A 24,837-nucleotide genomic window follows, 5' to 3' on the forward strand; every position below is an offset into this window, starting at 1 on the left:
CCATGTCGGAAGCGCTGGAGCTGGTGTCGGCCACCAAGAGTTTTGGTGGCTGGCTGAAGCGGTATCGCCATCAGTCCCGCACACTGGGCTGCGAGATGATCTTCGCCATCTACCTGCCGCCCCAGGCGCAGGATGGCACCGTGCCGCTGCTGTGGTGGCTGTCGGGGCTGACCTGCACTGACGAGAACTTCATGCAGAAGGCCGGGGCGCACCGGGTAGCGGCGGAGCTGGGCATGGCCATCGTGTGTCCGGATACGAGCCCCCGGGGGACGGAGCTGCCGGGTGAAGACGAGAGCTATGATTTCGGCTCTGGAGCCGGTTTCTACATCAACGCCACCCGCGAGCCGTGGAGCCGGCATTACCACATGTACGACTACGTCACCCGGGAGTTGCCGGAGCTGGTGCAGGCGAATTTCCCGCTGAACGGGCAGGAGTCCATCAGCGGGCACTCCATGGGCGGTCACGGTGCCTTCATCTGTGCCCTGAAGAATCCGGGGCGTTACGCGTCGGTATCGGCGTTCGCGCCCATCGCCAACCCGGTGAACTGCCCCTGGGGGGAGAAGGCGTTCAGTGGCTACCTGGGCGAGGATCGTGACCAGTGGAAGAACTGGGATACCGTTGAACTCATCCGTGCGCACGGATTTGATCAGGGACTGCTCGTGGATCAGGGGGATGCGGACAATTTCCTGAAGGATGGTCAGCTCCGTCCCGAGGCGCTGGAAGAGGCCTGCGCGGCGGCCGGTGTGCAGCTGACGCTGCGGCTCCAGCCAGGCTACGATCACTCCTACTTCTTCATCGCGACCTTCATCGAGGACCATCTGCGCTATCACGCCCGGCACCTGGGCGTGTAGATTACGGTGCATGACAGTGTTCGCCATTCATGAACAGCTGCAGGCCGATTGTCACGTCCTTGGTGGCTACGGGGCCTGCAGCGTTCTGCTTCACCGTAACGGCAGTCTGCCCTGGTACATTGTCGTCCCCGAGACCCGGGCGCTGGAGCTCGATGAACTCTCCGACGCGGAACGGATCGCCGTTGACGGCGTCACTGATGCCCTGGCGCGGTTCATCAAGGGGTTTCACCGGTGCGAGCGCACCAACGTGGCTGCCATTGGCAACCGGGTGCCGCAACTGCATGTGCACGTGGTCGGGCGCTGGCAGGGAGACCCCTGCTGGCCGGACCCTGTATGGGGTAACCTGCCGGATGCGCCACCCCGCTCGGAGGCACAGCTCCAGGCCATCCGGTCGGCGCTGACGGAGGCACTGCCCGCCTGAAGGCGTCGCAGCGCCGGGTCAGGACAGCACGCCGACCGGAATACCGTAGAGCAGCGCGAGCACCAGTGTCATCACGAGGATCAGGGCACCGACCCAGGGGATGCCGGGTTCCGGGATGTGCTGCGGTAACCGGTGGGCGGGCAGGGCGGCCAGGCGCTCGCGATTCGGGCGCAGGCGATCACCGAGCTGCCGGTGCCTGCGGACAACGCCGCGGTAGAGGCGGCGCAAGCCCCGCTCCACCGGTGATACCACGTCTCCTTCCGGCAGGCTTGGCCAGCGTTTGAGCACTTCCGACGCCAGGCCGGCCACGACCACGGCGATGGCGACGGGCCATAGCCCGTCCCACAGTGTTCCGGGTGCGAGCGCGTAGGCGCGGTCATCCGCGTTCGCGTACAGCCACGGCAGTGCCTGGCCCAGCAGGACCACCACTAACCAGATCAGGAACGGCACCGGCTCCAGGGCCCGGGGGGACGCATTGCGTCCGGGCCAGATCAGGCACAGGAACCGGATCAGCAGCAGGGCCGTGGTGATGGCGGTCAGCGTCAGCGCCAGGGCGAACGGCTCCGGAAGGGCGGACTTCACCGCCCCCTTGGCGATCAGCCCGGAGGCGACCGGCACACCGACCAGGGCGATTGCCGGCAGGGCGGTGATCAATGCCACTGCCCTGCGGCCATGCTTGATCTGGTCCATGGCGAGAAACAGGGCGCCCTTGTTCAGGGCATGGTGCAGCGCGAACAGGGTGATCGCCGGGAGCAGCAGCCCCGCGTCCCCGTGTCCGGCCACCAGCAGGCCGACCGGGACGGCCAGCAGGCCCATCTGACTGATGGTGGAGTAGGCGAGAACGGTCTTGGCCCGGGACTGGAAGCAGCCGATGAGCGCTGCTCCGAACGCGCTGACCAGACCCAGCGCGGTCAGCGCGTTACCAGGCAGCGCCAGGGCCGGGTCGCCTGCCGGGACGAACTGCAGCCAGCCCAGTAATCCACCCTTGACGATGATGCCGGACAGCACCGCGCTGGCCGGCACCGGCGCTGCCGGGTGCGCCAGTGGCAACCAGACGTGCAGCGGTGCGATCCCCATCTTCACTGCGAAGCCGGCCAGCAGCAGGCCACCGACCACCTGGGGCTGCGTCAGCTCCTCGTAGGCAGCGGGGATTGCCGACGCCGCCGGGTTGCCCACCTCGGCGGCGAGCATGAAGATGCCGCCCAGCAGCAGCGCCTCACCGGCGATGGACAGAATCAGGTAGATGCGGCCTGCCCGCACGGCTTCCCGGCTTTCGTCGTGCACCACCAGGCCATAGGCGGCAAAGGTCATGACGGCGAAGGCGAGGTAGAACCCCGCCAGGTCCTGGACCACGATCACGCCGAGATTCCCGGCGAATGTCAGCAGGAAACACATGCCGAACCGGGGGCCTGTGTCGCCGTCAAACAGCCGCCGGGCAGCGATGGCTGCGGCAGTCCACAGAATCGCCGCAGCGCCAAGAAGGGCCTGGGCCGTGGACCCTAGCCCGAGGGTCGTGCCCAGCAGCAACCAGTCCAGGTGTACCGGGTCGGCACCGACGATGGCGAACCCGCCGGCCAGCGCCGCAGTGAGCGTGACGCTCGCGGGCACGCCACGGCCGCCCAGGTGGCCGGACAGGGCGCCCAGTGCCAGCAGTGCGGGCAGCGCCGGGATCAGCAGCAACACCATGCTCATGGCGAGTACTCCCGCTCGACGATGAGTTCCACCCAGCCCAGCGGACTCCAGGCGAATGCGGCGAACAGCCCCACGCCCACCGATGCGAAGCCCACGAACAGGGTTGGCCAGAGCAGCCCTGCCGCGGCCTCATGGCGGTGGGACTGGTCCGACGGCGGCGGCCGGAACCAGGCCCGGTGCACAAGCGGCAGGAAGTAAATGGCGTTCAGGACGGTGCTGGCAATCAGCACCGGAATGACCCAGAGGTAGTCCGCCTCCACCGCGCCCATGCCCAGATACCACTTGCTGATGAATCCGGCCATGGGTGGCACGCCGATCATGCCGAACGCGCCCAGGGTGAACATGGTGGTGGTCCAGGGCATGCGGCGGCCGATGCCATCCAGCTCGTGGATGGAGTGGATATGGTGGGTCTCCGCGTAGTTGCCCGCGCAGAAGAAGAGCGTGATCTTCATCAGCCCCTGATGCACCAGGTGCACCAGACCGCCGATGGTGGCCATGGGGCTGCCCAGGCCCACGCCCAGTGCAATGTAGGACACCTGGCTGACCGTAGAGAACGCCAGGCGGCGCTTGAGGTCCGTCTGCCAGATGGCGCGCAGCGATCCGTAGATGATGGTCACGGACGCCGCGATTGCAAGACCCAGGCCCAGGGCCAGCTCCTGTGTCAGCGTGACGCCGTAGACGTCGTAGACCACCCGGATGATGCCGAACGCGCCGGCCTTGACCACGGCAACGGCGTGTAACAGGGCGCTGACCGGTGCCGGCGCGACCATGGCGGTGGGCAGCCAGCCGTGCAGCGGCACCAGCGCCGCCTTGACGCCGATGCCGATCATCAGCATCACGAAGATGATCGTCAGGGTCGTGCCATGGGTGTCACCCAGATGCTGCAGCTCGCCGCCGGCAACAAAGTCACTGGGGCCGTCCAGGAGGTAAAGGGCGACGATGCCCACGAGGAAGATCGCACTGCCCACCAGGGTGTACATGAGGTAACTGCGGCCGGCGGCCATGGCCTTTTCCGTCCCCCGGTGCACCACCAGCGGCCAGGTGGCGAGCGTGAGCAGCTCGTAGAACACGAAGAACGTGAACAGGTTGCCTGCCATGGCAATGCCCATGGTGGCGGTGACGCACAGGCTGAAGAAGCCGAAGAAGCGGGCCCTGTCGGGCGCGTCCTCCAGGTAGGCGATGGCGTAGACGGTGGTGACCAGCCAGAGCATCGCCGACAGGGTCGCGAACAGCATGCTCAGCGCATCGGCCTGGAGCACCAGGTCCAGGTCGAGCGCCGGCAGCAGGGTCAGCCGGACCACGAACTCGTGTCCCTGATCCACCCCCCAGAGCATGATGCCGATCAGCACCAGCTTGGCCACCGCACCGCCCAGATTGAGTGTGGTGCGCAGGCGTTGCCACTGTTCACCGCTGGCGAACACGGCCGTGGCCGTTGCCACGGAGATCAGCAGGACCCAGAGAGGCATGGCGGTATACAGCCAGCTCATGGGGTGCCTCCCGGCAGGCCGCCGAGCAGCTCCAGCAGCGGCGCGCTGGTCAGGCCCAGTGCCACGGCCAGCAGTGCCAGTATCATGGCCGGCCAGGCCATCAGCGGCCCCGGCGCTGGGCCCGGCCTCTCAATGACCGGCCCCGGTGCCTGCAGAAACGCGAAGCGCAGCACCCGGAAGACGTACACCGCCGCCAGCAGGCCGCCCACCAGCAGCACGGCCACCCACCACCACTGGCCCGACTCCAGCGCCGCACTCAACAGCAGCCACTTGGCGATGAAGCCGCCGCTGGGCGGCAGCCCCATGATGCTGACGCTGGCGAGGGCGAATGCGAACAGGCTTACCGACAGGGGCCGGTCCAGGCCGCGCAGCTCCCGCAGCCGGTCGTGACCCACGTAGGCGAGAACGTTGCCGGCCGCCAGGAACAGGGCCGCCTTGGCCACGCCGTGGGCAAGGCCGTGATACACCGCCCCCTCCCAGGCAAGGGCGCTGGCCATGGGGAAGAACAGCAGCATGTAGCCGAGCTGGGCCACGGTGGAGTAGGCCACCACCAGTTTCAGCCGCTCCTGCCGGCACGCCTGGATCGATCCATACAGAATGGCGGCGGCCCCGACGGCACCGAGCATCTGGCCGATCTGCGGTGCCGCGACGCCCGCCAGCGGCTCCGTCCACAGGCGCAGCAGCAGGTAGACACACGCCTTGACCACCAGCGCGGAGAGGGCGGCGCTGACCACCGCCGGTGCATTGCCGTGGGCGGCCGGCAGCCAGATGTGGAAGGGCACGATCGCCGCCTTGACCAGCACGCCGGTGATGAGCAGCGCCGCCGCCAGACTGCCGGCGAAGCCGCCGTCCGCCAGTGCATCGGCAACCAGGCGCAGATCCAGACTGCCGGCGAGGCCGTAGGTAATGGCCACGCCCGCCAGGTAGACCAGCGAGCCGAACAGCGCGAAATGCAGATACGCCAGCGCCGCGCTGACCGTCTTCGCCGGGCCGGCCAGGAGCACCATGGGGATGGCGGCCAGGGAGACCAGCTCCAGGGCCACGTAGAGATTGAACAGGTCCCCCGAGACGAACAGGACGTTCAGAGAGCCCCACAGCAGTAGCCAGAGCGCCCAGTAGTGGGATGCACTCGGGTGGCCGCGGTGAAACGTGGCGAAGGCGTGCACCGACACCAGCGCACCCACCACCGTGGTCAGCAGCAGCATCACGGCCGCCAGGCCGTCCACCCGTACTTCGATGCCCAGCGGCGCGTCCCAGCCCCCCAGCGGCTGGCTGACCTCGCCGCCCTGGGCGACCGCTGCGACCAGCCAGAGGCTGCTGGCGACGGTGGCGGCGACCGCGAGCAGTGGCCACCAGGGCAGTGCGCGTGGCCCGAACAGGAACTGCACGATCCCCGCCAGGAACGGCACGAACACAGCGATGACCGGAAGAAACTCAGTCATCGTCGCGGTCCCGGTCGCGGTTGGCGTCCTGGATCTGGCGCCGGACCAGCGCGAGACCGAATGCCGTGGCGCTGACCGCGATGACCAGCCCGGTGATCACCATGGCGTGCAGTACCGGGTCCGGCCCCCCGGGCATCCAGTACGCGATCAGAATCATGCTCATGAACACGCCATTGCCGAAGATGTTGATGGCCAGCAGTCGCCGCAATGGGTGTTGTTGCGTGATGAAGCCGTAGAAGCCCACGGCCACCAGCGCCGCCGTCGCCACGATGAACGGGTCCAGCGCCGTCATGGGTCCGCCCTCCGAAGCCCGGTGGTGCCGGTGAACAGCAACAGCAGTGTCAGGGCGATGGAAATGGCCAGGCTGAATTCGATGGTTACCATCAGTGGCGTTACCAGCGCCCGGGGGTAGGCCATGAACGCGCCCTCGAGTGGCATCACCAGCAACCCCGCCACAATGAACACGGTGACACCGAGGATCAGCAGTACCCGCATCAATAGCCCGATGTGATCGGCACTGTGCAGGCGGCCCCCGAGTACCAGCATGACGCCGGCGCCGGCCATCACCGCGCCCCCCTGGAACGCGCCACCCGGCATGTAGGCGCCGGCCCAGACCAGGAACGCGCCCATGAGCACGACCAGGGGGACGAACACCGTCACCAGGACCGGGATCAGCGGCGAGTCGGTGCCTGCATCGTCAGCGCCGGGGCGTTGAATGAGCGGCGAGCGCAGCAGTACGGCACCGATCAACGCCATCAGCAGCACGCCCATTTCCAGCAGGGTGTCGTAGGAGCGGAAGTTGAGCAGTACCGCCGTGACCGGCTGGTCCACACCCGCCGCGTCCAGGGAATCCAGCGCAATGGTGCCGGCCCGCTCGCCGTCGATCAGCGTGTGGACCTGATGCAGGGCCACCGCCACCGCCACACCGAGGACGATGCTGCCCAGGGCCGCCAGGTGCCGGACCGTGCGGGATGCCGGCGGCTGATCCGCCTGCTCGGGCCCGGCGTGCAGCAGGGCGCGCCACGTGCTCAGCAGCAGAATGCCCAACAGGCCGGCGCCGATGCCCGCTTCCGCCAGGGCCAGATCAGGGGCGTCCAGGCGCACCCAGGTGAGCGCGAGCATCAGGCCGGTGACGATGAACAGGACGATGGCACGGTAGACATCCGGCGCCGTGATGCAGCGCCAGCCCAGTCCGGCGACGATCAGCGCCAGCAGTCCGTCGAAGAGGCTCATGGGCCGATGTCCTCCTCGTGGTCATGGCGTAGCCCGTGCCGGGCCACCAGGTGGCAGGCGATGGAGGCGGCGGTCACCGCCAGGAACCAGATCAGGGCGATCAGCAGCACCGGTTGCCAGGCACCGGCGAGCACGGCGATACCGGCCGCGATCAGCCCCAGCCCCGTGTTGTCCGCCTTGGTCAGCGCGTGCAGCCGGGTGTAGAGGTCCGGGAACCGCAGCAGCCCCACGGTGCCGGCGACAAAGAACAGCAGCCCGGTAGCGATCAGTGTGCCCGCGATCCACTCAACCATGATTCAGCGCTCGCTCCGGGGGTGACGGACGAAGGCCACCGCAATGAGGGCTGCGAACAGCACGAACAGCAGCGCCGCGTGGAGCAGGGCGGTCATGGCCAGCAGATGGGAGAGCACGATGAGAATGGCCACCGTGGTGGTCCCCGAGAGCTGGACGGCCAGGATCCGGTCCGCCTGGGTCGGGCCGATGTAGATACGGGCCAGCCCGAGCACGAACAGGGCGAGCAGGATAATGACGGTCAGGGTCAGAAACGCGGTCATTCGGGCACCTGGGCCGATTCCTCACCGAAAATGGCGGCGACAGCCCGCTCCACACCGGGTAGCCCGGCATCCCTGTCCGGCGTCAGGCTGTGCACCCGCATCACGCCGTTGCGGACATCCGCGCACAGCGTCCCCGGCGTCAGGCTGACGGTGATCATGAACAGCGCCTGGCCCGCGGGCGTGCGGAGGCTGACGGGGTATTCCGCCCAGGAGGGCTCCAGCGGCATGCGTGGATGCAGAGCCCGCCAGGCCACGTCGGCACCGCCCACCAGGGACTGGCGCACGAACAGGGCCAGAAACCGTCCCACGGCCAGCGGACGGGGGCGGTGCAGTGTGCCCGGCGCCAGCCAGGCGCTGACCAGCCCGCCGACCACCGCGGCCACCGCCGCATAGGCGGCGCCGTCACCCCCGCTCAGCAGCAGCCAGAAGAGGAACAGACACGCGGCAACCAGCACGGCCCAGCGGATGCGGTTGGCCCGATTGATCACAGATCGTTACCCGCCGGTGATTTGATGGATTCGTTCAGCACACAGCGTTTTACCAGTCGCGGCCCGGTGCCGGCAACCGTGGCGGGCAGGGGAGTGTGTTTCGTCGTCGGCACGCGCACGCTATGATGCGGCGCATCGACGCCAGCAAGGACGGTTCGCCATGACAGCCCGCGACGCATCGCTGACCACCGATCAGAAAGCGCTGACCATCAACCTCGACAAGTTCAAGTACGGCTCCATTGTCGAGATCGGGGCCGGACAGGAGGTGGCGCGGCGCTTCTTCAATGTCGGGGCGGCGGCCGGCACCATCGCCAAGACCATGTCCGCCTACGACATGGCCGTGAGCGATGACATCTACGGCAATGTGGACCGTTACGTCAGCCGCGCCCGGCTGGAACAGATGCTGGACAAGGAGTACCAGCAGGTGGTGAATCGGCTGACCGGTGTGCGGCCGCGAAACACCGCCTTCTTCGCCTACGCCGCCACGGTCACCGCGCGCAGCTTCAAGCAGCAGAACGAGTGTCACGGGTGGATCGGCATCCGCGCTCAGCTCCACCCGGGTGCCGAGCCGAGCGACATCGTGCTGCACGTGCGCATGCTTGACCAGGACAACGCGCAGCAGGCCGAGGCGCTGGGCATTCTCGGGGTCAACCTCATCTACGGGGCGTACTTCTACCACAATCGCCCGGAGTGGATTGTCGAAAGCCTGAGCGACGAGCTGGGCTCGGACCGGATCGAGGTGGACCTGATCCATTTCTCCGGCCCCTACTTCGAGGACGTGGACAACCGCCGCATGAACCTGCACCTGATCCGCAGCTGGCTCACGCGTGCGGTGATCATTAACCCGGAGGGGCAGGTGCAGGTGCCCGGCGAACTGTTCTTCCGGCAGTCGGTGCTGGTGATCCGCGGCCTGTTCAAGCCGGTGACCCGCGTCAACGCAGACATGATGCAGTCCGGTCAGCAGCACTTCCGCAAGCTGGAGTCCGTGGAGGACGACAGCATGGTCTCTCTTGCCGAGGTCACCATGAGCTCGCCCACCGGTGGCGAGATCGCCAATGACGCCGACTTCCTGGACCGGGCCGACCTGCTGGCGTCGCTGGGGTATACCGTGATGGTCTCCGACTACGTGCGGTTCTTTCGTCTGCGCGCCTACCTGCGCCGCTACACCCGCAAGCCCATCGGCATCGTGCTCAGCGTGCGCGATTTCACCACCCTGTTCGACGAGAAGTACTACGACGGCGTCGAGGGCGGGATTCTGGAGGCGTTCGGCAAGCTGTTCCCGGACAATACCCAGGTGTACGTCTACCCGTCGCGGCGCCAGGGCGAGGCGGAGACCACCACGTTGCACAACGTCCAGGTGCCCGATCACCTCCGGCATCTCCTTGCCCACCTGGTGGACAACGGCAAGCTGCGCGCCATCGAGCCCTGCGATGAAAGCCACCTGCATATCGACGCCGCCGACGTCCTTGCCGACCTGCGCGCCGATCGCGGCGACTGGGAGCAGGCTGTGCCGGAGCCGGTGGCAGAGACGATCCGCAAGCGGCGGCTGCTCGGCTTCGACAGCGAGTAGGGCGCATTTTCAACGCCCGGTCACGGCAGCTTTTCCCCGCCGCCCACGCGTCGGCCCTGACGCCCGCGGCGCCCGCGTGGTAGTGTCCCGGCATCATCGCAGGCGCCACGGCGCGCCGGACCAATGCCTGAGGAGTTAAGCAATGACCACCTGGACCGTCTATCTCTCCGGTGAGATTCATACCGACTGGCGCGAACAGATCCAAGCGGGTGCCCGCGCCATGGACCTGCCCGTGCGGTTCACCTCCGCCGTGACCGACCATGACGCCAGCGACGCCGCTGGCGATGTGCTGGGTGAAGAGTCCAGCGGCTTCTGGCGCGATCACAAGTCCGCCAAGGTGAATGCCATCCGTACCCAGACCCTGATCCAGGACGCCGATCTCGTGGTGGTGCGCTTCGGCGACAAGTACAAGCAGTGGAACGCGGCGTTCGATGCCGGCTTCTGCGCCGCGCTGGGCAAGCCCTACATCACCCTGCACGCGGAGGAGATCATCCACCCCCTGAAAGAAGTGGATGCATCCGCCATGGCCTGGGCGCAGACGCCGGAGCAGATCGTCGAGATCCTGCGCTACGTCATCACCAAGAAGTAACGGCAGGGCGGCTGGTGCCTTGGATGGCGGACGATTCGCGGTAGCATGGGCGAGTCCGCCATCCATCCCGCTCGAGAGGCGCCCGTGACCGAACACTGCCGCGTAGACTACGACGCTGACGGTATCGCCTGGCTTACGCTGGACGTTGCCGGGGCCGCCACCAATACCGTTCACATGGCCGTTCTGGCCGAACTTGCCGAACTGCTGGACGACATCGCCGCCTGGTCCGGTCTGCGCGGGGTGGTACTGCGCTCGGCCAAGCCGGCCGGTTTCGTGGCCGGAGCCAGCAACGATGAGCTCGCCGCCATGGGTGACCTGGAGCGGGTGGCGTCGCTGATCGATCTCGGGCAGGCCGTGACCAGCCGCCTGTACGGGCTGAAGGTGCCTACGGTGGCCGCCATTCACGGCCACTGCCTGGGGAGCGGGCTGGAGCTGGCCCTGGGGTGCCGGTACCGCGTTGCCGACCAGGGGGCGACAACCAGCCTCGGATTGCCCGACGTGCGTCTCGGCCTTCACCCCTGTTACGGGGCGACCGCCCGTCTGCCTTCGGTGGTTGGCTCCTGGCGGGCCCTGGAGCTGATGACCTCCGGGCGCTCCCTGGATGCCGCCGCAGCGAAGCAGCTTGGCCTCATTGATGCCGCCGTGCCGGCGGAATCGCTTGCAGACACCGCCCTGGATTTCATCGCGCGCGATCCTGGCCGCCACCGGCCGCGCATCTGGTCGCAGCTGGTGCGCCTCGCGCCGGCCCGCTGGGTGACCTATCGCTATCTCGACGCCCAGTTGCAGCGACAGGCGCGCCCGGAGAACTTCCCCGCCACCTATGCCATCCTCCGGCTGTGGCGCCGGGCGGCGGGCCGACGCCTGCGCGAGCGCTTTCGGGCAGAGCGAGAGTCGCTGCTGGAGCTGATCCGCAAACCCAGCGCCCTGAACCTGGTTCGTACCTACCTGCTCCAGGACCGGCTGCGGCGGGAGGCGCGCGAGCTTGACGTGGCCGTGCCGCAGGTCGTTCACGTGATCGGTTGTGGTGCCATCGGCGCCGGGCTCGCTGCCGTCCTGGCGGCGCACGGCCGGCAGGTCACGGTGCATGAAGAGGACCCGGCCGCGCTGGATGGCTTGCATCGGCGGGCCGGGACGATCTTCCAGCAGCGGCTTGCGGATGCGGCGTTGGTGGAGGAGGCGCGGGGGCGTCTCCATGTGGCGTCCGCCGCGGACACCATCGCTGAAGCGGATGTGGTGATCGAGGCCATCGACGAGGATGCCGAGGCCAAACGGGTCCTGTATGCGGCGCTGGAGGAGGTGCTGGCGCCGGATGCAGTGATTGCGACAACCAGCACCACGCTGATGATTGATGATCTGGCGTCGGCGATGCGCAACCCCGAGCGCCTGACCGGCTTTCACTGCTTTCATCCGGTGGAGCGCATGACCATGGTCGAGGTGGTGAGTGGCGCCGGCACGGCCGAGGCTGCACTGGCCCGCACACAGGCCCTGGCCGCCGCCATGGACAAGCTGGCGCTGCGGGTGCGCAGCGCGCCGGGGTTTATCATCAACCGGTTGAAGCTGCCGTACATGCTCAAGGCCGCCGAGATCTACGAGCGTGCGCGCCGGGAGGTCATCGACGGTGCTGCGCTTGATTTCGGCATGCCGATCGGCCCTCTGGAAATGGCCGACGCTCTCGGCCTGGACGTCTGTGTGGCCATGGCCGAGGCGCTGGGTCGCACCGTCCCGGACAAGCTGCGCGAGCTGGTGGATGCCGGCCACACGGGGATGGCGTCCGGCAAGGGTTTCCACGACTGGAAGCACGGCCGCCGTGTCACCGCGAGCGTGCCGCCGGGCGGCGAGCAGGAGTTTCCGAGCCTGGCCCGCAAACTGGTCAACCCCATCGTCGAGGAAGCGGCCCGCTGCAGCGAGGAGGGGCTGGTGGCCGACGACGACATGGTGGATGTTGCCGCCCTGTTCGGAGCCGGTTTTCCGGCCTATACCGGCGGCCCGCTGACACTGCGGCGAGAGTGGGGCATGGACACCCTGCTGTACACGCCCCGCAAACGCCGCAATACGTTGTAGCGGTTCCGGCTCAGAGCCGGAACTGGTGGGTGATCTGCCGCAGCTTCTCGGCCAGCTGCGCCATGGACTCGCTCGCCTCGGTGGACTGCACCACGCTGCGGGCATTGTCGTCCGCCACCTGGGTGATGTTGTGGATGTTCTCGTTGATCTCCTTGGCCGTGGCGCTCTGCTCCTCGGCGGCACTGGCGATCTGCTGGATCATCTCGTTGATGTTGGCCACCGCACCGGTGATGCGCTCCAGTGACTCGCCGGCGTGCTCGGCCTGACCCACGCTCTCCGCGGCATGATCCCGGCTCTGTTGCATGGACTGCTCGGCCCGGCCCGCACTGACCTGGACCTGCTCGATGATGCTCTGGATCTCGTTGGTGGAGTCCTTGGTCCGGGTTGCCAGGGAGCGCACCTCGTCGGCCACCACCGCGAAGCCGCGACCGTGCTCGCCGGCTCGGGCCGCCTCGATGGCGGCGTTGAGGGCCAGGAGGTTGGTCTGTTCGGCCACGTCCTCGATTACCTGCAGCACCGTGCCCACGTTGTCGCTCTCCTGCTTCAGCGTGGCCATCACGTCGGCGGTCTCGCCGATCTGCTCCGACAGGGTGCTCATGGCCGACATGGTCTTCGTGACCACTTCGCGGCCATCCTGCGCCTCGCTGGACGTGTTGTTGGCACCGTCGGCGGCGGACTGGCTGTTTCTGGCCACTTCCTCCACGGTTGCGGTCATCTCGTTCATGGCCGTTGCCGCGCTGGAGAGCTGGTCCCGCTGCTGCTGGATGCCCTTGTCCGTCTCCTGGTTCACCTGCGTCAGCTCGGTGGCGGCGGAGGCCACTTCGTCGGCGTAGCTGGACATCTCGCGGATCATGGTCCGGAGGTTTTCCTGCATGTTGGCGATGGACGCCAGCAGGCTGTCGGTGTCACCGGCCCGCAGCTGGATGGGTGTGGCCATGTCGCCGTCCGCGACCCGGTGAACCGCCTCGGCGGCGTACTTCGGTTCGCCGCCCAGGGGGCGGGTGATGGAGCGGACGATACCAAGACTCGCCAGGATGGAGATGAGCAGGATCACCGTGGCAATGGCGGAAACGATCCAGAAGATGCGCCGCACCTCGGCCAGTGCCTCGGCTTCCGGAATCTCCATGACAAGGCCCCAGTCAAGGAGGGGAATGGGATTGTAGCTGCCCGCCACCTGTTCACCGGCGGCGTTGGCATAGACCCCGACACCGCTCTCGCCGGCAACAACCCCTCGCGCCGCCTCGGTATTGACGTTTGAGCCGACGCCGTCGACGGACGCGGCGTCGGTCACGGCTTCACCGTCGCCGTCCACCAGGTAGACCTCGAATGACTGGTCGTCCGCCATGTACTCCACCTGCTCGACAATGGTGTCGAGCTGGACGGCCCCGCGCATGACGGCGATTACCTGACCGTTGTCGCGGATGGGAATGACCACGTTGCTGACGCGATTGCCCGTGGCCCGGGAGACCAGCGGATTGGAGAAGACGTCCTCACCGCTAATGGCGGTCTGGAACCAGGCGCGGTCGGCCACGTCGAAGTCGTGGGCCTCTTCTGCGGAGAGAACCCTCGCTTCGCCGTCATGGGCGACGCCGGCGATGCCGCGGCCATCCTCGCCCACCACGAAGATGGTGTCGTAATACCCCCGGGCATCGGCGATGCGCTCCAGCAGATGGTTGAGGGCATCGGCGTCCAGTTCTTCGGCGGCATTCAGGCTGGCGAGATAGCGCATCTCGTCCTGCCGCGCGGTCAGCCAGTCCGAAAACGCCCGCGTGTAGGCGTCACCCGTCCCGTAGAGGTCGTTCAGTGCCGCCTCGGTCTGCGAGTCCCGGTACTGCACATAGACCAGACTGCTGATCAGCAGGATCGACACCAGCACCAGCGATACGATCATGACCGTCAGCCGTCCTGCGAATCCCAGGCTGTCAGCCAGCCCACCCGTCGATACCCGTTTCATAATTGCACCCCTAGTGGCGCCGCGGCGGTTGCGAACGGCGTTATTTATGATTCTGTGCAGAGGAGAAACGGCGTCAGAGGGGAAAACTTGACGGGTCAGTCATGCGTAAACGTTCGATTTGTGAAGCGCTTCACGAAGGGGGAGAGGAGTGGGTCCATCCGGGAGAGGGATGGACCCTGTCGCTTCACTTGACGGTGAGAACGCTGCCGTCGAACAGTTGCTGGACCTTGTGCGAGACGCTCCCCAGCAGCAGACCGCTGAGGTTGCCGAGGCCGCGGGACCCCATGACGATCATGTCGGCGTTGTGGGCTTTGGCCGCCTCAAGAAGAACCCGCGCCGGGTCGCCTTCGTGGTAGGACGTTTCGACGTTCTTCACGCCGGCCGCAGTGGCGGTGGCCTTCGCCTGCTCCAGGAGTTTGCCGGCGATCTCCTCCAGCGCCGCCACCGGCACCTGGTAGTCCACCGAGGCACCGCCCATGGTCATCGGCGGGACGGAGGGGATGGGCTCGGATGACAGTTCGGCGATGGCCGGCGGGATGTGGCCGCGCAGCAGTGCGTGCACGATGGCGAGGTCCGCATCGAAACGGTGTGCAAGCGCCGCGGCCATGGCAACGGCCTTGTCCGCGTGTTCGGAGCCGTCGATCGCAACGAGAATACGGTTGATCATGGGCTGGTCCCTCCTGTTCAGCTTCGGACCAGCATAGGACGGCGCCGCCGCCCGTCCATTGATCTGTGTCAACCGCCCGGCGGATGGTTCAAGCGGGCGCGGCAACAGCGAGAACGGCCAGCCAGAACAGCAGCGTCACACTCACGATGACCAGCGTGACCGGGACGTGGCCGGGCTTCTGGGTGAAGCGTAGCAGGAGCAGCTTGCGGGCATCGTACGCCTTGATGCCGTTGTGCCCCTTCTTGTAGCGGGTCTCCAGTGCGTCCGGCGTGGCCTCGGGCATCTCGTCCATCAGCGTTTGCAGTGCGTCCATGGCCGGCTGGGAGAACGCCGGCTTGCGGATGTGGAACGTGCGTTCGCTGTCGGCGTGCCGGGTCAGGAAGAGCAGGCTGTCGCCCTCCCGGCGGGCGTGAAGCAGTTCCGCCGGTGCGTTGTGGGGCAGCTCCCCGTTGTCGAACCGGCCGGTGATGCGCAATGCGCCACCGACGGCCGGCTTTTCCACGCGGAATGAACGCGGGGCACCGTAGCGGCCCTTGAGCCACGCCACGCCGATGAGCAGTGCAGCAAGAGCCAGCAGCGTGACCCACCCCGGCAGCCCCAGGTGCAGAATGCCGAATCCCAGCAGCAGCGTGACGCTGAAGCCGGCAGCAGTGGTGGCAACATTGACGAGGGGGCGGTCAAGTGTGCCCTCGGCAACAAGCAGTGTTCGTCGCAACGTGGTCTCTCCTGGCTCCGTTCCGTCGGTCAGCCCGTTCCGCCGCCGCCCTCGCGGCGGGCACTGGGGCGACTGTAGTGCGGCCCATATTCCGGATCCGGCGGGCTGATCGCAAGCAGGTCGGCCACGGTGGCGTCCGGGGCGGTCAGGGATGTGGCCAGCACGCGGAAGATCTCGCCACAGACCAGCGCATCGCCGCGGGCGTTGTGCCGATCGGTAACGGTGATGCCGCAGGCGTCGGCAACGTCGTCCAGGGAGAATACGCTGTGGCGCCCCGTCCAGGCCTGGAACAGCACCATGGTGTTAAGGGCGGGGAACGGTAGCTGGCAGTGGAGGTGGCGCAGGGTGGCCCGATTGAGAAAGCGCAGATCGAAGCCGATGTGGTGGCCGACCAGCAGTGCGCCGTCCAGGAACTCCACGACATCGTCGAGAACCCGCTCCAGAGAGGGGGCGTCCACCACATCCGCGTCGCCGAGGCCGTGGATGGCCGTGGTCTCGGGGGGAATCGGGCGGCCCGGGTGGATCAGCGAACAGAACTCCCGCCCCGTGGGAACCAGACCGCGGTACTCGATCAGGGCGATCTCCACCAGCCCGTCACCCGCGTAGGGTTGCATGCCGGTGGTTTCCGTATCCAGCACCACGATCCGTGCGTCGTTGACGGGGGTGGCGAGCAGCGCGGCCCGATCGAAGCCTAGGCAGCAGCCTCTCGATGCCCGGCGTCGTGGTGACAGCGGGTGGTGAAACGATCGCCGCAACCGCGCGCCAACGAGCTCCGACAAGGCGTGCAGTTCCTGCTTGAGCTGCCGGAATGACACTAGTTCATGACCACGCCGAAGGTGTACTGCAGGCGTTCGCGCATGCGCCGGGTCGCGCGCAGGGAGACGCGCAGCCGCTCACGGTCGTGACTGGACAGGCGTTCCATGCGCAGCAGCGGATCCGGCGTTTCGCCACGCTCGATCTGGTCGAGCTGGTGGGTCAGCAGCAGATCCTGCAGTTCCTCGAAGGCGATACGCATGCTCTCGGCGAAGTCGGGGTCGAACACGCCGAGCCGCCGCAGGGAGGCCAGCCGCTCGAGCGTCTTGCAGCGACTGATGGACTCCTTGAGCGCGAATACGCGCATGGCATCGACGATGATGCGCAGCCCGGTGCGCTTGATGTCGATCACCTGGCTGCCGCGGTGGCTGGTGGTCACCAGGCGGTTGAAGAAGCTCAGGGGCTGGGCGATCTTGGCATCGTCGCTGACCATCATGCGGAACAGCATCTTGCCCCGGTCATCCACCAGCTGCTGATTCAGGTGGGCACGCAGGCGCGAGGTGAGGCTGTCGTCGCCGTAGAGGGTGGTGAAGTCGAGCATGATGTTGGCCAGGCGCGCCTCGCGCCGGCCGGGATTTTCCACCAGGTTGGTGAGCTTGTCTTTCCAGTCGCCGAGGGTGCGCCGGTAGTCCGGGTTGCGGGCCATGACGTCCCCGGGGCAGAGGCGGTAGCCGACCTGGTCCAGAGCGGGGTTGAGGCGCTCCGAGAACTCACGGAACCAGTCCAGTCCCGCGTCATCGACCCGGTCGTCGATGATGAGGCCGTTGTCCTGGTCCGGCCGCAGGAGCATTTCTCCACGCCCACCGGAGCCCATGACCATCACCGCAAACCGCGCCGGCGGGCGGCCATGTCCGTCCTGAACCATGCTGGCGATGACGAGCTCCACCAGCCGGTGCTGCAGCGCCAGGTGCATTTCCGTGAGCGCACGGACCGCGGTGCCCGCGCTGCGATGTGCCGCGTGGACGGCCGCCGCGGCAACGTGGATCTTGCGTCGCAGGGTGACCAGCGTCTCGACGTCCGGTGCGGTCTTGAGCTCGCTGTCCAGCGTGTAGGGGGGCTTCGCCAGCGCCTGGATCAGTCCCGTCTCGGACATGAGGCCCACCGGGACGTTGTCGTGATCCACCACGATCACGTCGCGGACGCGATGCCGGCGCTGGATCTCCTCCACCTGCCACAACGGGGTCTCGGGAGTCACCGAGAACGCGTTGTCCGCCTCAATGGCGTGGACGCTGTCAGTGGGGGACGCTTCGCCATTGATCAGCGCCATGAGAAGCCGCGTGGGTGTCAGCATGCCCGTGAGGCGACCGGCCTCATCAACGAGGCCCAGACTACCGATCTCACGGTCGGCCAGCATGCGTGCGGCGTCACCCACCGTGTCGGCGTTGCCGCAGGTGGGGAGCCCGCTGCTCATGAACTGCCGCACGGGGCGGGCCAGGGTGCCGCGCACGGTCTCCCGGACCTGCCGCGCCTTGCGCATGCGCGAGGCCAGGGCGCGGTTGATGGCTTCGAAGAACGGCCCGGACTCCTGCTCCAGGCGCTGTACCGTGGCGCCGGGCAGCGCCAGCAGCCGGCAGTCGGACACGGCGTGAGCGGTGGAGCGGTAGTTGTCGCCGTCCAGGTAGCTGGCCAGGCCAATGACGTCGCCCGGTTCGGCGGTACGCACGTCGCCGCTCGCCGAGGTCTGTTCCAGCGTGCCTTCCAGGTGGATGTAGATGCACTTCCGGTAGGCGTCGCCGGAGCGGAACAGGTAGCGCCCCGCACCCAGTCGCACGTCCTCGCCGGCCGACAGCATTGCCTCGATGGTCTCGGGCTCGAGGGTCTGCCACATGCTGGCTGCGGCAATCCGTTGATGGTCCGTCAGACCGGCGTCTGGGAGTGTCATTCCGTGGTCCCGTTCGTGCGTACTGGTGATGGCGGGAACCTACCATAAAAAAAGCCCCGCGGCGCGGGGCTTTTCCGGTGCTTTAGGGAAGAGGCCTCAGGCCGTGCCTGGCCGGTAGTTCGGCGCCTCCTTCCACATGGCGTACAGCGTACAGCCCGCCATGAGCAGCAGCACGATGGCGAACGGGAAGCCAAGCGCAATGGCGCCCGCCTGCAACGCCGCGATGCCGCCGCTGAGGAGCAGCGCGATTGCCACCAGGCCCTCGAAGATGGCCCAGAAAGAACGCTGCACCACCGGAGCATCGGTCTTGCCGCCAGCGCTGATGGTGTCAATCACCAGCGACCCGGAGTCCGAGGAGGTCACGAAGAAGATGACCACCAGCAGAATCGCTACCGATGATGTCAGTGCCGTTAAGGGTAACGCTTCCAGGAACCCGAACAGTGGCATCGTATCGTCATAGTTGTCCCACATCAGAATGTGCGTGGAGACGCTTTCAATGCCTGCCAGGAACTGATCAATGGCGAGGCCACCCATGATGTTCATCCAGAGGATGGTGGCGAGCACCGGAATGATCAGGACGCAGAAAATGAACTCGCGTACCGTCCGGCCATAGGAGACCCGGGCAATGAACATGCCGACGAACGGGGCCCAGGAGATCCACCATGCCCAGTAGAACACGGTCCAGCCGTGCATGAAGTCCGTATCCTCACGACCGACCCAGTTACTCAGCTGGACCAGGTTGGCCACGTAATGACCGGCGCTCGTAACGCTTCCCCACAATATGCTGATCGTCGATCCGGCGATCAGTACGAATGCGCCCAGAAGGGCGAACATGATCATGTTGAGGGCGCTGAGCCGGCGCACACCGCCATGAATGCCCAGCAGGATGGAGACCAGTGCAATGGCCGTGATCACCAGGATCAGGGTGACGACCGTGGCGTTACCCTCCGGTACGCCCCACACGTGGGCCATGCCGGTGGCTGCCTGTTCCGCGCCCAGGCCGAGGGAGGTGGCAAGGCCGAACATGGTGGCAAACACCGCCAGGATGTCGATAACGTGGCCGAACCAGCCCCACACCCGGTCGCCGAAGATCGGGAAGAAGGCGGAGCGGATGGTCAGCGGCAGGCCGTAGTTGAAACTGAAGAACGCGAGCGAACCGGCGACGACCGCATAGATGGCCCACGGGTGAACTCCCCAGTGGAATATGGTTGCAGCCATGGCAATGGCTTTGCCTTCGCTACCTTCAGCCGTAATGCCCAGCGGGGAATCTTCGCCCCCCACGTCGCCGAGGCCGGCCGCACTGGCGTAATGGTAGAAGGGCTCAAGAACCCCGAAGAACATCAGCCCGATGCCCATGCCCGCGGCGAACAGCATGCCGAACCAGGCGAGCCGGGTGAACTCCGGCTTGGCGGACTCGCCGCCGAGGCGGATGCGGCCCATGGGGGATACCAGAAGAATCAGGCAGAAGAGCACGAACAGATTGGCGGCACCCATGTACACCCAGTCGAACGTGCTCTCGAGATAGCCCCGGAGACCGGAAAGCGCGTCATCCGCCCGTTCCGGAAAGATCATTGCGAATGCAACCGCCAGAACGATGCCGACGGCGGTTATGAAGAACACCGGGTTGTGAAGTTCCAGGCCGAGGGGGCGGACGTTATCCTGTCCGACCTCGTAGTCTGTTTCCACAACCGGGTTATAGTCGTCAGGATTCTGATTCGGATCAGTCACGACGTACTCCCCAGAGGTTGTATCCGTGCTTCCGATGAGTCCGCGTCGCCGACCCATGGGAAACGCGATTGATTCGTTGTAAGAAACACTTGCATTATCGACACCCTTTTTTACTTTGATTCATCGTGGCGGTGTGGTCAAACCGGTCCGGTTCGGCAACACGCCCTGATGCCGGGAGGGAGCGGCGTGCGGGAATCGGTAACGGGATTCCCCGCGTTTACGCCCACAGTGATGTGCTGATTTCGATGGGAAGCAACCCATGATCCGATTGTTCCGCTGGTTATTGCCGGTTTTCATTCTCGCGGGTGCCGTGGGGGTTGCCGTGCTGCTGGTCATGACCAGCCCGGATGTGCCCGCCGAGCCCGCCGAGGAGCGGGCCTGGCCTGTTGCCACCGTGACCGCGGAGGTGGCTGCCCACCGTCCGCTGGTACGGCTGCAGGGATTCCTGGAGTCGCCCCGTACGGCCGGGCTGACGGCCGCCGTGGAAGGGGATGTGGCCGAATTGCAGGCGCGGGAGGGGGACCGGGTCGAGGAGGGCGGAGCGCTTGTGCGCATCGATGACCGGGAGCTCCGGTTCGCGCTGGCGCAACAGGAAGCCGAGGTCGCGGACCTGCAGAGTCAGCGACGCACGGAGCAGCGGCGCATCGAGTCCGATGGCCAGGATCTGGTCCTGGAGCAGGAGCTGGAAACGCTGCTGGAGCGCGAGGTCGAGCGTCTGCGTGATCTCTCCCGCGATCAGTATGCATCGCCCTCCCAGCTCGAGCAGGCGGAGCAGCAACTCAAGCGCCAGCGCCTGGCGGTGGCCGAGCGCCAGTTTGCGGTGGACACCGCGGAGAACCGGCTGGACCGGCTGGATGCCGGTCTCGACCGGGCCCGGGCGATGCGGGACCGGGCGGCGCTGGATCTCAGCCGCGCCGAGGTGCGGGCGCCCTTTGCCGGTCGTGTGGCGGAAGTGGCTGTTGCCCCGGGGGATCGGGTGCGGCCGGGCGAGCCGCTGATCACCCTTTACGACACGGATGCGCTGGAGGTGCGTGCCACCGTGCCGCGGCAGGTGCTGGCTCCCCTGCGGCTCGCGCTGGCGGGTTCCGGCGTTGAAGCGCGCGCGACGGTGGACGGTGAAACGGTCCCCGTGTCGCTGTCGCGCTTCTCCGGGCGCGCCGAGCGGGGGCAGGGGGGCGTCGATGCCCTGTTCAGCGTCGATGAGGGTGGTAACGGGCTGGTACTCGGGCGCTTCGCAACGCTGGAGATGACGCTTCCCCCTGAACCTGGAACGGTCCTGCTCCCGTTTGAGGCGCTTTACGACGCCGGGCGCGTCTACCGCGTGCGCGACGGGCGCATGGAAGCGGTGGATGTCACCCGCGTGGGCCAGGCCCGGCTGCGGGATGGACGCCGCGGTGTGCTGGTGAGAGCGGCCGCGCTGGAGACGGGTGATGCCATTGTCGCCACCCAGATCCCGCAGGCCATGGATGGCCTGCGCGTGCAGGTGATGGAGCAATAGCCCGCCCATGAACGACACCACACGCGAATCGTGGATCGGCTGGATCGCCCGTCACCCGGTGGCGGCGAACCTGATCATGCTGTTGATGATGATCTCCGGCCTGTGGTCCCTGCAGCAGCTCAACACCCAGTTCTTCCCCACCTTCGAGCTGGATTTCGTCACCGTGCAGGTGGAGTGGCGGGGCGCCACCGCCGAAGAGGTTGCCGACGCGGTGACCTCGCCCCTGGAGGAGGAGCTGCGGGATGTGGATGGCCTGCGCGAGCTGACCTCCACCTCCGCCGAGGGCAGCGCCACGGTCGTGCTGGAGTTCCGCGAGGGCACGGACATGGCGCAGGCGACGGAATCGGTGAAGGACCGCGTCGCCGGCGTACGCAACCTGCCGGAGGCGGCGCGGGAGCCCACCATCAGCCGTGTGCTGCGCTACGACCCGGTTGCGCGGCTGCTGGTCAGCGGTGATCTCAATACCCGGGAGGTGCGGGAGCTGAGTCGGCGGCTGGAAGAGGAGCTGCTGGAAAGCGGGGTCACCCGCGTGGAGCTCACCGGCATGGCGGAGCAGGAGATCAGCATCGATATTCCCCAGTCGACGTTGACCGACCTGGGGCTGTCCTTCAGTGACCTGGCCGCGCGCATTGATGCCCAGAGCCGTGACATCCCCGCGGGCGATGCCGGCGAGCGGGACGTGGCGCGGCAGCTCCGGGGAGTGGATCAGGCCCGCAGCGTCCGGGCATTCGAGGACCTGGCAGTGCCCCTGGAGGGCGGGCGTTCGGTGCCGCTCGGGCTGCTGGCCGACGTCAATCAGCAGGCCAGGGACCGGGAGATCCAGCTGCGTTTCGATGGCCGGGATGCCGTCGAGATTCTTGTGGAGCGAGCAGAGGACGAGGATGCCCTCGCCGCGGCGCGGGTGCTGGACGACTTCCTCGCGGAGCGAAAACCGGCGTTGCCGGCGACGGCCAGCGTCGAGGTCTTCGACGAATTCTGGCAGTTCATCAGTGAGCGCATCGCCCTGATGCTGAAGAACGGCGTCGGCGGGCTGCTGCTCGTGATCGGGGTGCTGCTGGCGTTCCTCTCCGGGCGCATGGCGCTGTGGGTCACCCTGGGCATTCCCACGTCGTTCCTGGCGGCGCTGACCGTGCTCTTTCTCACCGGCGGCAGCATCAACATGATGAGCCTGTTCGCCTTCATCATGGCGCTGGGCATCATCGTCGACAACGCCGTAGTGGTCGGGGAGAACGCCTACAGCCGTTTCCAGGCGGGGGAGTCGGCGGACGATGCCGCCATCCACGGTGCCCGGCGGATGTTCGTGCCGGTCATGGCGGCCTCGCTCACCACCATCGCCGCCTTCCTGCCGCTCATGATCATCGGTGGCCCCATCGGCAACATCCTGTTCGACATTCCGCTGGTGATCATCTGCGTGATCATCGCCGCGGTGGTGCAGGCCTTCTTCATCCTGCCGGGCCACCTGCGGCGCTCCTTCGAGCGCAGCCAGCGCGTCTCGCCCAACCGCTATCGCCAGCGACTCGACGCCGCCTTCAACCGCTTCCGTGATGGCGCGTTCCGGCGTGCCGTGGCGGTGGCCGTGCGCCACCGGTGGGCGACCATTGCCGCCCCGATTGCGCTGCTGATCGTCGCCTTTGCGCTGGTCCCCGGCGGGCGCCTGGCATTCACGTTCTTCCCCTCCGTGGAAGGCGAGACCCTGCAGGCGAACGTGAGCTTTGCGCCGGGCACGCCGCGGGCGCGGGTCGAGGCGTATCTCGACCAGCTTGAGGCGTCCCTCCGCAAGACGGCCGATGAAGCCGGCGGCGACGTGTTGCGCACCTACGTTGCGCGCACCGGCAGCACCATTGCCAACGACCCCCAGGACACCCGCTTCGGCGAGCACTACGGCGGCATCTTCGTGCAGTTGTCGCCGCCGGACCAGCGGGAGATGCGCAACCGCGCCTTCATCCGTGCCTGGGAAGACAATGCCCCCGGTGCGCCCGGGCTGGAGAGTCTGGTGATCCGCGAGCGGGGGCAGGGACCGCCGGGGGCGGATATCGACGTGCGCATCACCGGTGCGCCCGCGGAGCAGCTCAAGGCGGCATCCATGGCCGTGCAGGACGATCTGCGTCAGCGCCCGGGGGTGTCCGGGATCACCGATGACCTGCCTTACGGGCCGGAACAGTGGATCTACCGGCTCAACGATCAGGGGCGGGCGCTGGGGCTCAATGCGGCGGATCTGAGCACGCAACTGGGCGATGCATACGCCGGCGTGCTGACGCAGTTGTTCCAGCAGGGGCGGGACGAAGTGGAGGTGTGGGTCCGGCTGCACCCCCAGGACCGTCACGACCTGGCGAGCCTCGAAGAGCTGCGCGTGCAGACACCCGATGGCGATACGGTGCCCCTGGGGAACGTGGCGGACGTGCAGACCCGGCGCGGCTTCTCATCCCTGCGGCATTTCGACGGCAGGCTGGCGGTGCGACCCACGGCGGACGTGGACGCCCAGGTGACCAATGCGAACCGGATCCGTGCCGACCTGGAGGAGAATCTGCTGCCGGAGCTGCGGGAGCGCTACGGGGTGCAGACCGCCTTCGAGGGACAGGCTGCCGATCAGGAAGAGACCCTGGCGGACATGCGCGCCGGGCTGCTCCTGGCCATGGCACTGATTTATCTGGTGCTGGCGTTCGTGTTTGCGTCCTACGGCTGGCCGTTGCTGGTCATGGCGGTCATTCCGTTCGGCATCGTGGGGGCGTTCTTCGGTCACTGGCTGTTTGGTCTGGATCTCACGATTCTGTCCCTGTTCGGCCTGTTCGGGTTGTCCGGCATCGTGGTCAACAACAGCATCATCCTGGTGACGTTCTATCGCGAGATCCGCGACCGGAATCCCGGTGCGCCCGTGGAGGATGCACTGATCGAAGCGTCCCGGCTGCGGCTGCGTCCCGTGCTGGTGACCACGCTCACCACCATCGGCGGGCTGACGCCGCTGCTGTTCGAGACATCGGTGCAGGCGCAGTTCCTGATCCCCATGGCCATCGCCATCGCCTTTGGCCTGGCCATCGCTTCGCTCATCGTGCTGTTCCTGGTGCCGGCCATGCTGGCGGTCTACGAGAACGGGGCACGGCAGGTGAGCAGTCGATTGGGAAACCATTTTGGTTATAACGATAGAACTTAATGGTATAATCCGCCATCACGGAATCTTGTTTGCCTGTGGAATCG

At 66.9% G+C, this 24,837-nt stretch carries 21 protein-coding genes; 7 read left to right on the forward strand and 14 right to left on the reverse strand.

Translation table 11 applies throughout. The annotated features are described in order from the left end of the window. The first annotated feature begins 2 nt into the window (after positions 1 to 2). Together fghA and BMZ02_RS00700 are read left to right on the forward strand one after the other, a co-directional pair. Positions 3 to 851 carry an S-formylglutathione hydrolase gene (gene fghA / locus BMZ02_RS00695; protein ID WP_091639051.1) on the forward strand — a complete coding sequence of 283 codons (849 nt, stop codon included), beginning with the start codon at positions 3 to 5 and terminating at the stop codon, positions 849 to 851. Between the two features lie 10 nt (positions 852 to 861). Next, positions 862 to 1,272, forward strand: a complete 411-nt coding sequence (locus BMZ02_RS00700) for an HIT family protein (protein ID WP_091639053.1) — start codon at positions 862 to 864, stop codon at positions 1,270 to 1,272. An 18-nt stretch (positions 1,273 to 1,290) separates the two neighbouring features. On the opposite strand, the gene BMZ02_RS00705 is transcribed toward BMZ02_RS00700, so the two are convergent. The 8 genes from BMZ02_RS00705 to BMZ02_RS00740 are packed head-to-tail and all read right to left on the reverse strand — an operon-like array spanning position 1,291 to position 8,168. Then, positions 1,291 to 2,964, reverse strand: coding sequence for a complex I subunit 5 family protein (locus tag BMZ02_RS00705; protein WP_091639055.1), 1,674 nt, complete (start codon positions 2,962 to 2,964; stop codon positions 1,291 to 1,293). Continuing rightward, a complete protein-coding gene (locus BMZ02_RS00710) occupies positions 2,961 to 4,451 on the reverse strand; it encodes a complex I subunit 5 family protein (RefSeq protein ID WP_091639057.1) in 1,491 nt (496 codons plus the stop codon). The genes BMZ02_RS00705 and BMZ02_RS00710 overlap by 4 nt, the downstream gene beginning before the upstream one ends. Then, complete coding sequence (locus tag BMZ02_RS00715; RefSeq protein ID WP_091639058.1) at positions 4,448 to 5,893, reverse strand: complex I subunit 5 family protein; 1,446 nt, start codon at positions 5,891 to 5,893, stop codon at positions 4,448 to 4,450. Before BMZ02_RS00715 ends, BMZ02_RS00710 begins: the two co-directional genes overlap by 4 nt. Further along, the gene (locus tag BMZ02_RS00720; RefSeq protein WP_091639060.1) at positions 5,886 to 6,185 is read right to left on the reverse strand and encodes an NADH-quinone oxidoreductase subunit K; all 300 of its coding nucleotides are present in this window, start codon (positions 6,183 to 6,185) and stop codon (positions 5,886 to 5,888) included. The genes BMZ02_RS00715 and BMZ02_RS00720 overlap by 8 nt, the downstream gene beginning before the upstream one ends. Further along, on the reverse strand, positions 6,182 to 7,126 hold the full coding sequence (locus BMZ02_RS00725) for a hydrogenase subunit MbhD domain-containing protein (RefSeq protein WP_091639061.1): 945 nt from the start codon (positions 7,124 to 7,126) through the stop codon (positions 6,182 to 6,184). Before BMZ02_RS00725 ends, BMZ02_RS00720 begins: the two co-directional genes overlap by 4 nt. After that, a complete protein-coding gene (locus BMZ02_RS00730; RefSeq protein WP_091639063.1) occupies positions 7,123 to 7,419 on the reverse strand; it encodes a cation:proton antiporter in 297 nt (98 codons plus the stop codon). The genes BMZ02_RS00725 and BMZ02_RS00730 overlap by 4 nt, the downstream gene beginning before the upstream one ends. 3 nt (positions 7,420 to 7,422) lie before the next feature. Then, complete coding sequence (locus BMZ02_RS00735) at positions 7,423 to 7,680, reverse strand: MrpF/PhaF family protein (RefSeq protein ID WP_091639065.1); 258 nt, start codon at positions 7,678 to 7,680, stop codon at positions 7,423 to 7,425. Continuing rightward, positions 7,677 to 8,168 (reverse strand): Na+/H+ antiporter subunit E, encoded by a 492-nt coding sequence (locus tag BMZ02_RS00740; protein ID WP_091639066.1) that lies wholly within the window; start codon positions 8,166 to 8,168, stop codon positions 7,677 to 7,679. The genes BMZ02_RS00735 and BMZ02_RS00740 overlap by 4 nt, the downstream gene beginning before the upstream one ends. A 160-nt stretch (positions 8,169 to 8,328) precedes the next feature. Here BMZ02_RS00740 and BMZ02_RS00745 point away from each other — a divergent pair, with 160 nt between their 5' ends. From BMZ02_RS00745 to BMZ02_RS00755, 3 genes are all read left to right on the forward strand, one after another. Beyond that, positions 8,329 to 9,738 carry a nicotinate-nucleotide adenylyltransferase gene (locus BMZ02_RS00745; protein ID WP_091639068.1) on the forward strand — a complete coding sequence of 470 codons (1,410 nt, stop codon included), beginning with the start codon at positions 8,329 to 8,331 and terminating at the stop codon, positions 9,736 to 9,738. 142 nt (positions 9,739 to 9,880) lie between these two features. Further along, positions 9,881 to 10,327 carry a YtoQ family protein gene (locus tag BMZ02_RS00750; RefSeq protein ID WP_091639070.1) on the forward strand — a complete coding sequence of 149 codons (447 nt, stop codon included), beginning with the start codon at positions 9,881 to 9,883 and terminating at the stop codon, positions 10,325 to 10,327. 84 nt (positions 10,328 to 10,411) lie between these two features. Further along, entirely contained in the window at positions 10,412 to 12,388 is a 1,977-nt protein-coding gene (locus BMZ02_RS00755; protein ID WP_171909752.1) for a 3-hydroxyacyl-CoA dehydrogenase NAD-binding domain-containing protein, read from the forward strand. Positions 12,389 to 12,398: 10 nt separating this feature from the next. On the opposite strand, the gene BMZ02_RS00760 is transcribed toward BMZ02_RS00755, so the two are convergent. From BMZ02_RS00760 to BMZ02_RS00785, 6 genes are all read right to left on the reverse strand, one after another. Then, positions 12,399 to 14,342, reverse strand: coding sequence for a methyl-accepting chemotaxis protein (locus BMZ02_RS00760; RefSeq protein WP_091639074.1), 1,944 nt, complete (start codon positions 14,340 to 14,342; stop codon positions 12,399 to 12,401). Positions 14,343 to 14,526: 184 nt separating this feature from the next. Beyond that, a complete protein-coding gene (locus BMZ02_RS00765) occupies positions 14,527 to 15,009 on the reverse strand; it encodes a universal stress protein (RefSeq protein WP_091639075.1) in 483 nt (160 codons plus the stop codon). 88 nt (positions 15,010 to 15,097) lie between these two features. Beyond that, a complete protein-coding gene (locus tag BMZ02_RS00770; protein ID WP_091639077.1) occupies positions 15,098 to 15,724 on the reverse strand; it encodes a hypothetical protein in 627 nt (208 codons plus the stop codon). Between the two features lie 29 nt (positions 15,725 to 15,753). After that, positions 15,754 to 16,503, reverse strand: coding sequence for a 3'-5' exonuclease (locus BMZ02_RS00775; protein WP_139209104.1), 750 nt, complete (start codon positions 16,501 to 16,503; stop codon positions 15,754 to 15,756). A 35-nt stretch (positions 16,504 to 16,538) separates the two neighbouring features. Beyond that, positions 16,539 to 18,419, reverse strand: coding sequence for a DUF294 nucleotidyltransferase-like domain-containing protein (locus tag BMZ02_RS00780; protein ID WP_091639080.1), 1,881 nt, complete (start codon positions 18,417 to 18,419; stop codon positions 16,539 to 16,541). A 96-nt stretch (positions 18,420 to 18,515) separates the two neighbouring features. Then, positions 18,516 to 20,204 carry a BCCT family transporter gene (locus BMZ02_RS00785; RefSeq protein ID WP_091639082.1) on the reverse strand — a complete coding sequence of 563 codons (1,689 nt, stop codon included), beginning with the start codon at positions 20,202 to 20,204 and terminating at the stop codon, positions 18,516 to 18,518. 202 nt (positions 20,205 to 20,406) lie between these two features. On the opposite strand from BMZ02_RS00785, the gene BMZ02_RS00790 reads away from it, so the two are divergent. Both BMZ02_RS00790 and BMZ02_RS00795 read left to right on the forward strand, forming a co-directional pair. Further along, a complete protein-coding gene (locus tag BMZ02_RS00790) occupies positions 20,407 to 21,645 on the forward strand; it encodes an efflux RND transporter periplasmic adaptor subunit (protein ID WP_091639083.1) in 1,239 nt (412 codons plus the stop codon). A gap of 7 nt (positions 21,646 to 21,652) precedes the next feature. Beyond that, the gene (locus BMZ02_RS00795) at positions 21,653 to 24,793 is read left to right on the forward strand and encodes an efflux RND transporter permease subunit (RefSeq protein ID WP_091639085.1); all 3,141 of its coding nucleotides are present in this window, start codon (positions 21,653 to 21,655) and stop codon (positions 24,791 to 24,793) included. Positions 24,794 to 24,837 lie beyond the last annotated feature (44 nt).

It is taken from the genome of Aquisalimonas asiatica (assembly GCF_900110585.1).
In the GTDB taxonomy this organism is placed as follows: domain Bacteria; phylum Pseudomonadota; class Gammaproteobacteria; order Nitrococcales; family Aquisalimonadaceae; genus Aquisalimonas; species Aquisalimonas asiatica.

Excerpts from the sequence above, each read along its gene's own strand:
- fghA (WP_091639051.1), top strand. The coding sequence starts at position 3 with ATGTCGGAAGCGCTGGAGCTGGTGTCGGCCACCAAGAGTTTTGGTGGC.
- BMZ02_RS00700 (WP_091639053.1), top strand. The coding sequence starts at position 862 with ATGACAGTGTTCGCCATTCATGAACAGCTGCAGGCCGATTGTCACGTC.
- BMZ02_RS00705 (WP_091639055.1), bottom strand. The coding sequence starts at position 2,964 with ATGAGCATGGTGTTGCTGCTGATCCCGGCGCTGCCCGCACTGCTGGCA.
- BMZ02_RS00710 (WP_091639057.1), bottom strand. The coding sequence starts at position 4,451 with ATGAGCTGGCTGTATACCGCCATGCCTCTCTGGGTCCTGCTGATCTCC.
- BMZ02_RS00715 (WP_091639058.1), bottom strand. The coding sequence starts at position 5,893 with ATGACTGAGTTTCTTCCGGTCATCGCTGTGTTCGTGCCGTTCCTGGCG.
- BMZ02_RS00720 (WP_091639060.1), bottom strand. The coding sequence starts at position 6,185 with ATGACGGCGCTGGACCCGTTCATCGTGGCGACGGCGGCGCTGGTGGCC.
- BMZ02_RS00725 (WP_091639061.1), bottom strand. The coding sequence starts at position 7,126 with ATGAGCCTCTTCGACGGACTGCTGGCGCTGATCGTCGCCGGACTGGGC.
- BMZ02_RS00730 (WP_091639063.1), bottom strand. The coding sequence starts at position 7,419 with ATGGTTGAGTGGATCGCGGGCACACTGATCGCTACCGGGCTGCTGTTC.
- BMZ02_RS00735 (WP_091639065.1), bottom strand. The coding sequence starts at position 7,680 with ATGACCGCGTTTCTGACCCTGACCGTCATTATCCTGCTCGCCCTGTTC.
- BMZ02_RS00745 (WP_091639068.1), top strand. The coding sequence starts at position 8,329 with ATGACAGCCCGCGACGCATCGCTGACCACCGATCAGAAAGCGCTGACC.
- BMZ02_RS00750 (WP_091639070.1), top strand. The coding sequence starts at position 9,881 with ATGACCACCTGGACCGTCTATCTCTCCGGTGAGATTCATACCGACTGG.
- BMZ02_RS00760 (WP_091639074.1), bottom strand. The coding sequence starts at position 14,342 with ATGAAACGGGTATCGACGGGTGGGCTGGCTGACAGCCTGGGATTCGCA.
- BMZ02_RS00765 (WP_091639075.1), bottom strand. The coding sequence starts at position 15,009 with ATGATCAACCGTATTCTCGTTGCGATCGACGGCTCCGAACACGCGGAC.
- BMZ02_RS00780 (WP_091639080.1), bottom strand. The coding sequence starts at position 18,419 with ATGACACTCCCAGACGCCGGTCTGACGGACCATCAACGGATTGCCGCA.
- BMZ02_RS00785 (WP_091639082.1), bottom strand. The coding sequence starts at position 20,204 with ATGGGTCGGCGACGCGGACTCATCGGAAGCACGGATACAACCTCTGGG.
- BMZ02_RS00790 (WP_091639083.1), top strand. The coding sequence starts at position 20,407 with ATGATCCGATTGTTCCGCTGGTTATTGCCGGTTTTCATTCTCGCGGGT.
- BMZ02_RS00795 (WP_091639085.1), top strand. The coding sequence starts at position 21,653 with ATGAACGACACCACACGCGAATCGTGGATCGGCTGGATCGCCCGTCAC.